Consider the following 14,749-nt stretch of genomic DNA (forward strand, 5'->3'; position numbering starts at 1 on the left):
GTCAAAATTATTTCAATTTAATGACGATAAGACAAACAAAAAAGGCTAGTTTTCACTAGCCTTTTTCATTTCTAAAATTTCAGTAATGATTTATGCACGTTCTAAAAGTACGGCAACGGCTGGAAGTGTTTTCCCTTCTACAAACTCAAGGAATGCACCACCACCAGTAGAGATATAACCAATTTTATCTGCAACTTCATATTTATCAATTGCAGCTAAAGTATCACCACCACCAGCAATTGAGAATCCTTCAGATTCAGCAATCGCTAAAGATAAAGTTTTTGTACCTTCACCGAATTGGTCAACTTCAAATACACCTACTGGACCATTCCAAAGGATTGTTTTTGAAGTTTTTAAAATGTCAGCAAACATTTTTGCAGTTTCTGGACCAACGTCTAAAATCATATCGTTGTCAGCAACATCTTCAACTTTTTTCACGACAGCTTTAGCAGCAGCCAATGAACCTAAGAAGTCATCAAAGTTGATTTCAGCGGCATCTGCAACAACTACATCTGTTGGTAATGGAACTGAAACTTTTGCAGCAATCGCTTTCGCTGTATCAATTAAGTCATTTTCACAAAGTGACTTACCAACATTATAACCAGCAGCAGCTAAGAATGTATTTGCAATACCGCCACCAACAATCAATTGATCACAGATATCAGATAAAGACGTTAATACATCTAATTTAGTTGAAACTTTAGAACCAGCAACAATCGCAACCATTGGTTTTTCAGGTGTTTTTAACGCACGACCCAATGCATCTAATTCAGCTGCAAGTAAAGGACCTGCTGCTGCAACTTTTGCTAAACGTGCAACACCTTCTGTTGACGCTTCAGCACGGTGAGCAGTACCAAAAGCATCCATCACAAACACATCACAAAGCGCTGCATATTTTGCTGCAAGCTCAGAATTGTTTTTCTTTTCACCTAAATTGAAACGGCAGTTTTCAAGTAAAACAACTTGACCTGGAGCAACTTCAACACCATCTAAATAATCAGTAAAAAGCTTAACTTCTTGACCAAGTGCTTCTGTTAAATAAGCCGCTACAGGAGCAAGAGATTGTTCAGCTTTTGGCTCGCCTTCAACAGGACGACCAAGGTGAGAATACACCATTACAGCCGCACCTTTTTCTAATGCTGCTTTAATTGTTGGTAATGCAGCACGTAAACGTGCATCACTAGTAATCACACCATTTTTAACAGGAACGTTTAAATCTTCACGAATAAGTACTCGTTTGCCTGCTAAATCTAGGTCAGTCATACGCTGAAAGTTCATGTATAGCTCACTTTATGCTTTTAAAATCACACCGATTCTAAATGATTATTAAAAAAAAGGTAGCTTCTTTTTCATAAAAGCTGGTGAAAGCGTGAGATTTGATTATGATAGGCACAGGTCATCGCAAAATAGTAGAAATATGTCTATACATCCTAATCCTACAATTAATCGTTTGAATGTGCTTGGGCAACCCTTAGCAAGCTGCTGTTTCTCACCTATCACGGGTTATTTTAGGAATGGATTTTGTCACACATCACCTACCGACCTTGGTCAACATACCATGTGTGCGTTAATGACTTCAGAATTTCTTAATTTTTCTCAACAAACTGGTAATGATCTCATTACACCAATTCCTGAAGTAGATTTTCCAGGATTACAACCAGGCGATTTTTGGTGTATCTGCGTTACGCGCTGGGTTGATGCTTATAAAGTGGGTAAAGCGCCACAAATTAAATTAGAAGCTTGTCACCAAGCGGTTTTATCTTATGTCCCACTCGATGTTCTTATGGAATATGCAGTCTAATGAATAATCAGATTATTTTGGCTTCTAGCAGTCAAACTCGCCAAGATTTAATGAATCGCCTTAAAATCAAATATGACATTGTTGTTCCAAATATTGATGAATCTCCTCAAGGTGACTCACATGCAGATCATTTAGCTAAACGTTTAGCATTTGAAAAAGCACAGTTTGTCGCAAAACAATATCCTGATGCGATTGTGATAGGTTCTGATCAAGTTGCTTGGCGTGAAGGTGCTCCAGATATTTTTATCGGGAAACCATTATGTGCTGAAAAAGCAATTAAACAATTACAAGCGAACTCAGATAAAATCGTATATTTCAGTACAGCACTCAGTGTTCAGCACCATGCGACAGGTTTTGAACAAACCTTAGTTGAGCATTACAAAGTAAAATTCCGTAAACTTACTTTACCTGAGATTGAACGCTATATTGAAATTGAGCAACCATTACATTGTGCTGGTAGTTTTAAATGTGAAAGTTTGGGGATTAGCTTGTTTGAAGAAATGATTGGACAAGATCAAACTACGCTTATGGGCATGCCAATGATTCAATTGTGTAAAATTTTAAGATCTTTAGACCTAAAAGTACCTTAATTAATCCGAATCCTGTTTAAGCCAATGACTTCATGATTTGAAGTATTGGCTTATTCTGCTGAGTTAATTGGTATACACATAGCGATGCATAAATCCTACTTAAAAGCCTGCAATACTTCTGTCACAAAATTGAACCGTACCAGATTTGTCTAGATGTATTATGAGATGAGAACCATTGCTTCCCAAGACTGATGAAAAAATCAAACTATAGCCCTAAAATTAAAGAAATAGCGTTTCAACTTGTGATTGAATCCAAAAAAAGATTATCCATCGAACTAGGCAGTAGTTTCAGCGATTACTCCTGAGCAGCATGCTGTGCAAGGGTTATACTATGCTGAAACATTCCGTGTTTGGTATTTAAAACATATAGAATCCCGCAAAAAACTTGAGACCAAGAACGAATTAAACAGCTCGAGCGTAAAAATAAAGAACTGCAACGTACTAATGAAATTCTACGTAAAGTAGCCACTTTCGCTCAGGCAACGCTCGACCGCACACACAAATAATGGTGGATTTCATTCACAATAATAAAGACAATTACAGCGAACAATGACAAAGTGTTTAGCCTATATGAGTATGTTGCTCAAGAATTAGAAATAGACTAGTATTTCGCTGATTCTTATAGTGCTTGGCAACGAGGCACGAATAAAAATAGAAATGGCTTAATCAGGCAATATATTAAAAGAGGCTGTAATTTAAATGCTTATACTGATAAATACATTTCAGAAATCACTCAACATTTGAATCATCGCCCAAGAAAAAGACCCGGTTTTAAAAGTCCGAGTCAGGCATTATGACAACGATATGGTGTTGCACTTCAAGTGCTAATTTAAGAAATATTAAATCTTAAATTTTTGCTTGTACAACATCAGCTGAAATTTTATTCTTCCATAAATCACGTAATACAGGTAAGTAAAACTTCTCACCAACCTCAACTAGTTCAGCATCAATACACGCATGAATTTCATGCATCATTAAATAATCCAATTCAACTGTAGCCAACTTAGAATGTGTTTTCGCTAATTCTTTACGCTTGACTTGAGCTTGTTTTATAATCTGATCTGCAAAAGCTTTATTTTTAAATTGTGCTAATGTGATCAAACGTAGTTCAATTACGCCCCATCCACTTAATAACAATTTAAATAATTCAAAATCTCTTGAAGTCGACTCCCATGTAATGTCTTCCATATTTTCATTTTCAGGTAAAACAGGAAGTAATAACTCCATCACACTTGGAAATATTTTTTTGAAATCTAAAACAAATTTAACAGGATGCTCACCTGGATAATCTTTAAATTGAATTGTTTGTTTGGCATCTGTTAAATAAATATCAAGCATTGAAAATTTCCTAATGTAAGTAGCTGAATTACATGGTTTATATTTTTGTCTTGCAAAATTGTTGCAAAACAGCATTTTAAAACAATCGGTATTCTAGCAATTATGAGAGCTGATTCAAATATGAATTGAGTGATGTGTACGCTGATAAAGCCATCACTGAAAAACTTTCCCTATTTCAATCCAAATATCAACCTAAATTTTTTTGATTGCATCATTTAATGCTATCTATCATTTTGATAGTTTGGATAATAAAAATCCATTTTCCAACGTGTTTTTGGAGGAGGAAAACTTCCAAGCATCAAAAGTTTCGCATTTGGTGGTAAAAATGGCTTTAATGGATGTGTTTCTATTTCACTATCAATCATTTATACAATATTCAAAATTAAAAATATTCATACATAAAAGCACATAATTCGCATTATTTTAAGTTTATTTTTGAGATAATTTTTATGCCTAAAAAATCATTCACAATATTTTCGCAAAACAGTTAATTTTGATATCTGTCGAATTCAATGGAATTAAAAATGGCATATTGGCCATAATAACCCCTGCTGCAAATTTATAGCTATTTATGTAACATAAAGGACTAAATACTTTATCTCAATCAAAACATTCCTTAAGATTGTTTAAATAATATTGATATCAGCTCTTATAATTATGATGAAACATTCTATTCTTGCTATTTTACTCTCTAGTCTTGCCTTAACAGCTTGTGCACAACCTAAAGACGATCCTGAAATACAAAAAAAAGTTCAACAATTGGTTGAAAAAACAAAAAAAGAACTCATTTTTGTGAAAGGTGGGAGCTTTATGATGGGTGACTTTGGTCCAGAGCATAGCCCTGATGGTTTATCTTATGATGGTTATGGACATGCTAAACCACTACATAAAGTCACCTTAAGTGATTATATGCTCAGTGCCACCAAAGCCTCTTATGCTGATTTTGATGTTTATACTGCTGCAACGGGGCAAAATCCTGTTGGGAAATTTACTGAGTTTTCAAAAGTAGCAAGAGTTCCAAATTCTGCTGCTGGTATTAATTGGCAACAAGCTCGTGATTATTGTCAATGGTTAGGAACACAGTTAAATCTAAATATGGACTTACCAACCGAAGCACAATGGGAATATGCGGCACGTAATCGTGGACAAATGATTATGTATCCGACAGATAATGGCAAAGTAGACAATGGTCGTAATATTTGGAGTTTTGAACAAAGGCAAGAAACTAGTTCCAAATATAAAACTATTCGAACTATTCCAGAATTAAAACAATACCCACCCACAGCAATGGGTTTTTATGACATGATTACGGACAATTATGAATGGATGCTAGACTGGTACGCAGCTGACTACTATAGCCATTCTCCTGAACATAATCCCCAAGGTCCAAAAACTGGAACTAAGAAAGTCGTCCGTAGTACTGCACCCGATGATGGTCAAAATATTTTTATGTCAGGTGGCTTAACGATCAGCCGTCATGCCATTGATCCTGTTGCAGATCCTGAACTTATTAATGGCTATAAAAATTCTAAATATAAAAATAATATTGATTTTAATAAAAACAATTCAGTTCGCTGTGCTGCAAATTTATAGCTATTTATGTAACATATGTAACATAAAGAACTAAATACTTTATCATTATAAAAATATTCCTTAAGATTGTTTATATAATATTGATATCAACTCTTATAATTATGATAAAACTTTCTATTTTTCTCTCTAGTCTTGCCTTAACAGCTTGTGCGCAGACAAAAAATGAAAACACTGCTGATCAAACGACAAAAACTCAACGTGACCCCGAACTACAAAAAAAAGTTCAGCAATTAGTTGAAAAAACCAAGAAGAACATGATTTTTGTTGAAGGTGGAACATTTATGATGGGTGATTTTGGGCACCTTTCTCGTAAAGATAAGCTTCCTATTAGTGGACTATATGCAGCGATGCCCACCCATCAAGTCACTTTAGATAACTTTAGTCTAAATGCCTATAAAACTACCTTTGATGATTTTGATATTTATACTGAAGCCACACAGCAACCTAAAATTAGTATGGAAACCCTTACAAAAAAACTTCGACAAAAAAATGCTCCAGCTGGGGTTAGTTGGCAGCAAGCCAAGGACTATTGCCAATGGTTAGGTGAACAAGTCGGTATTCCTATGACGCTTCCTACTGAAGCACAATGGGAATATGCTGCAAGAAATAAAGGAGAATTTGTGGTATATCCAACTAATAATGGAGAATACTTACCAGGTGAAAATGTATGGAGTGATGAACAACGTGCCGAAGTCAGAGAAAAATTAGATGTAGTTGTAAAAATTCCTCTTTTAGGTCATTTCCCACCTTCACCATTAGGCTTTTATGATATGGCAACTGACAATTTTGAGTAGATGTCCGATTGGTACGATGAAAATTATTACAAAATTTCTCCAGAATACAATCCTCAAGGACCTAAAAAAGGTTCTCTAAAAGTAGTGCGCAGTACACGCCAACAAGGGTCTGCTGTAGGTCTAGCAATAGGCGGTGAAGTAACAACTGTTTATAGACGCGGTATGGAACCCAATCCACAATTTGATAAAGACGATATAAAAAATAAAAACCGCATTAATCTCAACGATCAAACTTCTGTACGATGTGCTTCTAACTCACTTCAACCATTTTCACCGTAATGAGCTACTATTCAAATACTAAACATTAAATGATGGTCGAAATCTTTTGATGTCGAGCTAAGACTGGCTAGTTAACCATTAGACCTCAAATCATTATTTGTTCTAAATTAAAATAAATACAAAGAGCGTATTCAATTGAATATGAAATCATTTTTTTCATCCAAGCCTAACTCTACTAGGGCTGAAAATATATTTCCTAATATAAATTTTCTTACGTATTTTAATTTTAAGCTCTAATATTTAAGAACATAAAATATTTTTTAATTGTTTATCAATCTCCTATTGGGACCAAGAAAAAGCAAACTAGAGGATTATTTTTAATAATTTTTTCATGCTATATGTATTAAATAATATATTAGAAAAGTAGTAGACTTCTCATACTATCAATAAAAATACTTTATATTTAAATATAGTATATAAGAAGCCCTATACTCAAGATCATAAATTAAAACTTATACTGGAAACTTACTTGAAATTTCCTGACTGATCATAGCAGCAGTAATGGCGGATAATGTCCATCCCAAATGCCCATGCCCTGTATTATAAAATACGCGTTGATTATTTCCCTGCCGAACAATAGGTAACATATTTGGCATCATCGGTCTTAATCCGGCCCAAGGTACAACACTTTCTGTACACACATCAAAATGACGGTTAGTCCAATCAATTAAAGGTTGAATTCGATCCGCTCGTATATCTAGATTATATCCATTAAATTCTGCGGTTCCAGCTACTCTAAAACGGTCTTTTCCTAATCTAGAGGTCACAATTTTCGCACTTTCATCTAACAAACTAACCCAAGGTGCATTTTGTATAGAATTTTCATCTTTTAAATTGACTGTAATTGAATATCCTTTAACAGGATAAATATTGACTCGATCCCCCAGCATTTCAGCTAACTGATAACTTCCAACTCCACCACACACTAAAATTGCATCGGCTGAAATTTTTTCGTTATGATATTCATCATGCATATTTTCTGTGCTTTGATGATAAATTACATCAACACCTTTCACATAATGCTGAACACCAATAACTTCAGTTCCAAATAAAAATTTCACGCCTTTTTTTCGGCAGACTTCTGCAAGTCCGATTGTATATTTATGAATATCACCTGTTGCATCATCTGGACAATAAAATCCACCAAAATAATCTTCAGTGAGTGTTGGTTCTATATTTTTTATTTCCTGATTTGATACAGCATATCGTTCCAAACCTGATTTATTTAATAAATCATTTACACGAATGGCAACATCGTAATCATATTGATTATGATAAAAATGTAATATTCCTCTTTTTTCTAAATTAAAATCAATTTTTTCTAAATCTGCAATTTCAAATAATCTCTTTCGTGCCAATAATGCAAGTCGAACCGTTTCTATTGTATTCGCTTCATAATGTTTAATATTCCCTAAAAACTCCATTAACCATGAATATTTATGAAGGCTAAAAGATGGATTAAGCAATAATGGCGCATTTTTTTGCGACATCCATTTAATACCTTTTAATACTGTTGATTTTTGATTCCAAACTTCAGCATTACAGGCAGACAATTGCCCCCCATTTGCATAAGAAGTTTCCATCGCTGGATATAAATGTTTATCTAAAACCGTAACTTGGAAACCTAACAAAGATAACTCATATGCTGAAGTTACTCCCGTAATTCCAGCACCAATAATAATAATATGTGGCATACAGACTCCTAAAGAACATCATGTTCTTGTCTATACCCCATCTGTCATTTGTACCTGAGAGCTTCGATAAAATCATTTAAAGGCTAAAATGATCAAACCATCCCCTTCGGTGAGTATAAAAATACTTCTCTCCAGATTTTTGAATTATTACAGTCCTTTTGCCTGAGAGTTTCCGGGGTTGTTGCTCCTTCGGCGAACACAAATGTGTTTCTCTCCTGCAATAATTGCGTATCTATAACAGTGCAAGAGTTATACCAACGACTCATTCTTCCCTGTTAATTTTTGTTTTCTACATATTTTCCTCAATATGAAATTTGACTATATCTGTATTGGGAAAAAACTGAAAGTAGTTTATTTTTTACTCTATTTACAAACCTTATTTTATTACGCTCTTTTCTTTTATATTTATTATAGATACAAAAAAGCTCCTAAAAAGGAGCTTTAGCATTTTAATATGATTATCGGTGTGTATGTATAGACATCACAATTCCCATACCTGCAAGTAACGCAATTACGGCTGTGCCGCCATAACTCATTAAAGGTAATGGATCACCAGTAACTGGTAGAATACCACTTACCATTCCAGAATTTAAAAATACAAAGAAAAAGAATGTTAATCCTGTCGCACCTGCATATAAACGACCAAAATTATGAAAGCAATTCATTCCAATCATTAAACAACGAATAATAATGGCAGCGAATAAACTAAATAATAAGAAAACACCAACAAAACCAAATTCTTCAGCATAAGTCGACATAATAAAGTCAGTATGATGTTCAGGTAAATATCCTAAATGAGACTGTGTTCCTTCGGTAAATCCTTTTCCCAACATTCCACCTGAGCCAATTGCAATTTTAGATTGAATGATATTCCAACCCGCACCTAACGCGTCAGATTCCGGATCGAATAACGTTAATACACGTTTCTTTTGATATTCTTGTAATACAAACATCCATAACACAGGTGCAACAATTGCAAAGCCAGTAATAGCACCTAAAATCAGTCGCCAAGACATACCACTTAAAAAGAGAACAAATATTCCCGGAATAATTAATCCAATATTTAAATCAGGCTGTAATGCCACCAAAATAAATGGAATCATCATTAAAATAAAAGCAAATACAATATGAATAAACTTTGGTGGAAATGCTCTTAATGAAAAATACCATGCCATCATCATTGGCATTGCAAACTTCATAAATTCACTAGGCTGTACACTTCCAATGCCAGGTAATGAAATCCATCGTCTAGCACCCAAACGTTTTTCACCTATTGCCAAAACTAAAAGCAATAAAATAATAGCAATAACATATAAATAAGGTGTAATCGATTGATATACCTTCGGTGGGATTTGTGCACAAATAAATAATGCAATAAATCCAACACCAAAACTAATGGCTTGACGAATCACCATTCCCGAGTCTTCCGCTGTCGCGCTATAAACAACCATTAAGCCCAAAAGTGAGTTTAAAATAAGAAAACACAAGAGCCATGGATCTAAATGTAATTTGGTCCATCGGCTTGATGATTCTGTTTTGATGCTTCTACCATCACGCAAGGCATGACGTAAAAAACGATACTGCTCGGAAGGTATCATTTCATTCAGTTATCGTAAGTGAAAATATAAACCCAATTATAGGATTAAAGCTCTAAAGAGTGAATCATTAAAATACTCTCTTGCTTCTTTTTTAATATAAAGCTTAATTTTTTTGTGACTCTAAAATTAACTTTGCTAAAACAAGATCTTCAGGATAGGTGATTTTAATATTATCCGCTCGTCCTTGAACCAATAAAACCTTCTCATTCATAAATTCTAAAGCACTCGCTTCATCAGTAATATTCATGTTTAAAGATAATGCATGTTCAATAGCTTTTTTTAATATGCCAATTTTACTCATTTGTGGAGTTTGAGCTTGCCATAATGCTTCACGGCTAACAGTCTTATCAATCACTGAATGTTCTGCCACTTTCTTTAATGTATCTCTTACAGGTGTTGCCAAAATTGCATTTGTATTTTGTATGATTGCAGCATCAACTAAACTTTCCAAAGAAGCCAAGTCAACACATGGACGTGCTGCATCATGTACCATTACCCAATCATCTTCTGATGCAATTGTGCTCAAATACGTTAAAGCATTTAATACAGAATTTACACGCTCTTGCCCACCTAGACAAAAATGTAATTTTTCTTGGCATGCAAAAGCTAAAGTTTGAGCAAAATCATCTTGCTCACCAATAGCAAGGACATAACCTTCTAAATTTAATTGATTAATACGTGAAACAGTATGTTGTAAGACGGTTTGATCTTGAATAATTTGATACTGTTTTAATTCTGTTTTGGAAAATCGAGAACCTGAACCTGCAGCAGGAATAATAGCCCATATTTTATTGTGCATTTGCTTCTGTTTCATTGGTTCTAGGATCAGCCGCATATGGATTTACATATACTGGTTTATATTGAGTACTGATTGTACTCATTTGAACAAAGGTTTCATGCGGTTTAATCAAACCAAGGTCTAATCGCGCATGCTCTTCCATAGCTTCAACGCCATTTTTGAGGTCATAAACTTCTGCCGCTAAAATACGGTTTCGTTCCTTTAATTCATCGTTCAATTCAGCTTGTTGTTGTATTTTTTGATTCAATTGTTGATGATCAAAATAACCACCCTCACCGAACCAATATAAATATTGAAACCCTGCGATCAAAATGATCGCAAGGCCCAACAATGCTTTACTCATAGAAGAGTTAAATACATTTAACATTCAGATGCTATCGCTTAGTTCAAACCTTTGAATTCAGCTTTACCGCGATATGCAGCATTCGTCAACTCTTCAATACGAAGTAATTGGTTGTATTTTGCTACACGGTCAGAACGACAAAGTGAACCAGTTTTGATTTGACCCGCTGCTGTACCTACTGCAAGATCAGCAATTGTAGAATCTTCAGTTTCACCAGAACGATGTGAAATTACTGTAGAGTAACCATTTTCTTTAGCAAGATAGATTGCATCTAAAGTTTCAGTCAACGTACCAATTTGGTTATATTTAATCAAAATTGAGTTACCAACTTTTTCATTGATACCACGTTGCAGAATTTTAGGGTTTGTAACGAACAAATCATCACCAACCAATTGAATCTTGTCGCCAAGAATTTCAGTTAGGTAAGACCAGCCTTCCCAATCAGACTCATCCAAACCATCTTCAATTGAAATGATTGGATATTGCTTCGCCAAACCAGCAAGGTAGTCAGAGAATTGATTGCTTGTGAATGCTTTATTGCCTTCGCCCGCAAGAATATATTGACCATCTTTGTAGAATTCTGAAGATGCACAGTCAAGTGCAAGCATAATGTCAGAACCAGCTTTGTAACCAGTTTTTTCAATTGCTTCAAGAATTACAGTGATTGCTTCTTCATTTGAACGTAAGTTCGGAGCAAAACCACCTTCATCACCAACAGCAGTATTTAAACCTTGTTTCTTTAAAACTGATTTTAAAGAATGGAAAATTTCTGCACCTGCACGAAGCGCTTCTGAGAATGAAGTAAAGCCTACTGGCTCAATCATAAACTCTTGAATATCAACGTTGTTATCTGCATGTGAACCACCATTTAAGATGTTCATCATTGGAACAGGCATTGTTAAAATTGTGTTATTGCGAAGGTTTGCAATATATTGGAACAATGGAAGTTTTTTCTCTTCCGCAGCAGCACGTGCAGCAGCTAAAGAAACTGCCAATGTTGCGTTTGCACCTAATTTTTCTTTGTTTTCAGTACCATCTAAAGCAATCATCGTATTATCGATGTCTTTTTGTTCAAATACTGATTTACCAACTAAAGCATCACGGATTAAAGTGTTTACATTGTTAACCGCAGTTTTAACACCTTTACCTAAGTAACGTGCTTTATCGCCATCACGAAGTTCTAAAGCTTCACGAGAACCAGTTGAAGCACCAGATGGCGCACATGCACGACCAACTACGCCAGATTCTAAGATTACGTCTGCTTCGATGGTTGGGTTACCACGAGAGTCCAAAATTTCACGTGCACGAATGTCAACGATTTGGCTCATGAACAATTCCTCAGTTGATTAATAACAAATGCTTTAAAAGCATCAATGTATATACAAATTAATGTGTATCTAGCTTTTTGAAACCTTTTACCAAGGTATCTAATTCTTTCAATTGCGCTAAGAATGGCTCTAATTGCGATAAACGCAATGCACAAGGACCATCACATTTTGCTTTTTCAGGATCTGGATGCGCTTCCAAGAACAAACCAGCCAATCCTGTTGCCATACCTGCACGTGCTAAAGTTGTAATTTGAGCACGACGACCACCCGCAGAATCTGCGCGTCCGCCAGGTGTTTGCAATGCATGAGTCACATCAAAAAACACAGGAACATTCATTTCTTTCATAACATCAAAGCCCAACATATCAACAACCAAGTTGTTGTAACCAAATGCTGAACCACGTTCACAAAGAATGAGTTTGTCATTTCCAGCTTCCAAACACTTATGCAAAATATGTCGCATTTCATGTGGTGCTAAGAATTGTGCCTTTTTAATGTTGATAATGGCATCTGTTTTTGCCATTGCTTCGACAAGATCTGTTTGACGGCTTAAAAATGCAGGAAGTTGAATAATATCTGCAACTTCAGCCACTGGTGCAGCTTGATAAGGCTCATGTACATCAGTAATGATTGGCACATTGAAGTGTTTTTTAATGTCAGCTAACCACTCGATCCCTTTTTCTAAGCCTGGGCCACGAAAAGAGTTCAAGCTAGAACGATTGGCTTTATCAAAACTTGCTTTAAAAACGTAAGGAATTTCTAAACGCTTACAAATATCGATATAAGTTTCTGCGATCTCAAAAGCAAGATCTTTAGATTCAAGTACATTCATGCCGCCGAATAGTACAAATGGCAAATGATTTGCCATTTGTATATCGCCTAAACGTACAATTTCTTGTGGTTTCAATTGTGACATTTAAACTTCCTAGTTTGTTCTATGCACCATTATTTAGTTTTTTGATACTGCTTTTTTGCTGCATCAATAAAACCTGCAAATAATGGATGCCCATCACGTGGTGAACTTGTAAATTCCGGGTGGAATTGTACAGCAATAAACCAAGGATGTGCAGGAATTTCAACAGTTTCCACTAAACGTTGCACTGGTGAATAACCAGAAATTTTCATGCCTTTTTCTTCAAGAACAGGAATATAACGGTTGTTCATTTCGTAACGATGGCGGTGACGTTCGATGATCTCTTCAGAACCATAAACCTCAGCAGTTTTAGTACCTGCAACCAATTCAGATTTTTGAGCACCTAGACGCATTGTACCGCCAAGATCAGAATCTGCATTACGTTGTTGTACTTCACCACGCTCATCTAACCATTCAGTAATTAAACCAATAAGTGGAGATTTAGTTGAACGATTAAATTCTGTTGAAGTTGCATCAGTAATTCCTGCAACATTACGTGCATATTCAATTACTGCAAGCTGCATACCTAAACAGATACCAAGGAAAGGAACACCATTTTCGCGAGCGAAACGGATTGCTTTCATCTTACCTTCTGTACCACGTTCACCAAAACCACCTGGGACAAGAATAGCGTCCGCATCTTTCAATACTTCTGCAACGTCTTGGCTTTCAAGCTCTTCAGCATTTACGTAATCGATTTGAACTTTTACGCGGTTTTGAATACCCGCATGTAAAAGTGCTTCGTTTACAGATTTATAGGCATCTGGAAGTTCTACATACTTACCAACCATTGCAACACGTACAGTGTATTCAGGGTTAAGTAATGCTTCTACAACGTTATCCCAATCTGAAAGATCAGCTTCTGGAAGATCGTTATAACCAAAACGTTCACAAATTAAATCATCAACATTTTGTTCATAGAAAGTACGTGGAATTTGATAAATCGTACGCGCATCTTTACAAACAACAACGGCACGTGCTTCAACATTTGTGAATAACGCGATTTTACGTGTTGTATCTGCATCAACATCATGTTCTGTACGACAAATTAAAATATCTGGTTGGATACCAATAGATAATAATTCTTTTACAGAATGTTGCGTAGGCTTAGTTTTAAGCTCTGCTGCTGATTTGATATATGGAAGTAATGTTAAATGCATTAACATTGTACGCTTGTGACCAAGCTCTACCATTAACTGACGAACAGATTCCATGAATGGGAGAGATTCAATGTCACCTACTGTTCCACCAATTTCAACAATAGCAACGTCATATCCTTCACCTGCGCGAAGAACACGTTCTTTAATATTATCGGTAATATGAGGAATAACCTGAACTGTACCGCCTAGGTAATCACCACGACGTTCTTTATTCAGTACGTCTTGATACACGCGACCTGATGTAAAGTTGTTTAACTTAGTCATCTTCGCACGACGTAAGAAACGTTCGTAATAACCCAAGTCTAAGTCAGTTTCAGCACCATCCTCTGTGACAAAAACTTCACCATGTTGGAACGGACTCATAGTCCCTGGATCGACATTAATGTATGGATCCATTTTGACCATGGTTACTTTTAAACCACGGGCTTCTAAAAGTGCAGCAACTGAAGCAGCTGAAATACCTTTGCCTAGTGATGATACAACACCACCAGTAACGAAAATAAAATGGGTCATTGGGTT

At 35.5% G+C, this 14,749-nt stretch carries 12 protein-coding genes, 3 pseudogenes and 1 riboswitch; of the genes and pseudogenes, 5 read left to right on the plus strand and 10 right to left on the minus strand.

Annotated features, from left to right (window positions below):
* Positions 1-90: 90 nt before the first annotated feature.
* Positions 91-1,278 (minus strand): phosphoglycerate kinase, encoded by a 1,188-nt coding sequence (locus tag AOY20_RS11875; protein WP_054582057.1) that lies wholly within the window; start codon positions 1,276-1,278, stop codon positions 91-93.
* 139 nt (positions 1,279-1,417) lie between these two features.
* On the opposite strand from AOY20_RS11875, the gene AOY20_RS11880 reads away from it, so the two are divergent.
* The 3 genes and pseudogenes from AOY20_RS11880 to AOY20_RS14955 form a co-directional block, all read left to right on the plus strand.
* Positions 1,418-1,801, plus strand: coding sequence for a DUF2237 family protein (locus AOY20_RS11880; protein ID WP_054582058.1), 384 nt, complete (start codon positions 1,418-1,420; stop codon positions 1,799-1,801).
* On the plus strand, positions 1,801-2,391 hold the full coding sequence (locus tag AOY20_RS11885; protein ID WP_054582059.1) for a Maf family protein: 591 nt from the start codon (positions 1,801-1,803) through the stop codon (positions 2,389-2,391). The genes AOY20_RS11880 and AOY20_RS11885 overlap by 1 nt, the downstream gene beginning before the upstream one ends.
* Positions 2,392-2,582: 191 nt before the next feature.
* Positions 2,583-2,932: pseudogene (locus AOY20_RS14955) on the plus strand (IS3 family transposase); the annotation flags it as partial.
* A gap of 305 nt (positions 2,933-3,237) precedes the next feature.
* Here the strand turns inward: AOY20_RS14955 and AOY20_RS11890 are convergent.
* Both AOY20_RS11890 and AOY20_RS14570 read right to left on the minus strand, forming a co-directional pair.
* Entirely contained in the window at positions 3,238-3,729 is a 492-nt protein-coding gene (locus AOY20_RS11890) for a hypothetical protein (RefSeq protein ID WP_054582060.1), read from the minus strand.
* Between the two features lie 227 nt (positions 3,730-3,956).
* A pseudogene (locus tag AOY20_RS14570) lies at positions 3,957-4,094 on the minus strand (uracil-DNA glycosylase family protein); the annotation flags it as partial.
* A gap of 292 nt (positions 4,095-4,386) precedes the next feature.
* Here AOY20_RS14570 and AOY20_RS11895 point away from each other — a divergent pair.
* A complete protein-coding gene (locus AOY20_RS11895) occupies positions 4,387-5,322 on the plus strand; it encodes a formylglycine-generating enzyme family protein (protein WP_054582061.1) in 936 nt (311 codons plus the stop codon).
* Between the two features lie 101 nt (positions 5,323-5,423).
* Positions 5,424-6,395 (plus strand): annotated as a pseudogene (locus tag AOY20_RS11900) (formylglycine-generating enzyme family protein).
* Between the two features lie 452 nt (positions 6,396-6,847).
* Here AOY20_RS11900 and AOY20_RS11905 read toward each other — a convergent pair.
* From AOY20_RS11905 to AOY20_RS11935, 7 genes are all read right to left on the minus strand, one after another.
* On the minus strand, positions 6,848-8,089 hold the full coding sequence (locus AOY20_RS11905; protein WP_054582062.1) for a D-amino acid dehydrogenase: 1,242 nt from the start codon (positions 8,087-8,089) through the stop codon (positions 6,848-6,850).
* 140 nt (positions 8,090-8,229) lie between these two features.
* A riboswitch (glycine riboswitch) is annotated at positions 8,230-8,317 on the minus strand.
* 230 nt (positions 8,318-8,547) lie between these two features.
* A complete protein-coding gene (gene rodA, locus AOY20_RS11910) occupies positions 8,548-9,687 on the minus strand; it encodes a rod shape-determining protein RodA (protein ID WP_054582063.1) in 1,140 nt (379 codons plus the stop codon).
* A gap of 103 nt (positions 9,688-9,790) precedes the next feature.
* Entirely contained in the window at positions 9,791-10,501 is a 711-nt protein-coding gene (ispD, locus tag AOY20_RS11915) for a 2-C-methyl-D-erythritol 4-phosphate cytidylyltransferase (RefSeq protein ID WP_054582064.1), read from the minus strand.
* The gene (locus AOY20_RS11920; protein WP_054582065.1) at positions 10,476-10,853 is read right to left on the minus strand and encodes a septum formation initiator family protein; all 378 of its coding nucleotides are present in this window, start codon (positions 10,851-10,853) and stop codon (positions 10,476-10,478) included. Before AOY20_RS11920 ends, ispD begins: the two co-directional genes overlap by 26 nt.
* Positions 10,854-10,867: 14 nt before the next feature.
* The gene (gene eno, locus AOY20_RS11925; protein WP_054582066.1) at positions 10,868-12,157 is read right to left on the minus strand and encodes a phosphopyruvate hydratase; all 1,290 of its coding nucleotides are present in this window, start codon (positions 12,155-12,157) and stop codon (positions 10,868-10,870) included.
* Between the two features lie 58 nt (positions 12,158-12,215).
* Positions 12,216-13,073 (minus strand): 3-deoxy-8-phosphooctulonate synthase, encoded by an 858-nt coding sequence (kdsA, locus tag AOY20_RS11930; protein ID WP_054582067.1) that lies wholly within the window; start codon positions 13,071-13,073, stop codon positions 12,216-12,218.
* A 29-nt stretch (positions 13,074-13,102) separates the two neighbouring features.
* On the minus strand, positions 13,103-14,743 hold the full coding sequence (locus AOY20_RS11935; protein WP_054582608.1) for a CTP synthase: 1,641 nt from the start codon (positions 14,741-14,743) through the stop codon (positions 13,103-13,105).
* Between the last annotated feature and the right edge of the window lie 6 nt (positions 14,744-14,749).

The sequence above is a fragment of the Acinetobacter equi genome, assembly GCF_001307195.1.
Lineage (GTDB): Bacteria > Pseudomonadota > Gammaproteobacteria > Pseudomonadales > Moraxellaceae > Acinetobacter > Acinetobacter equi.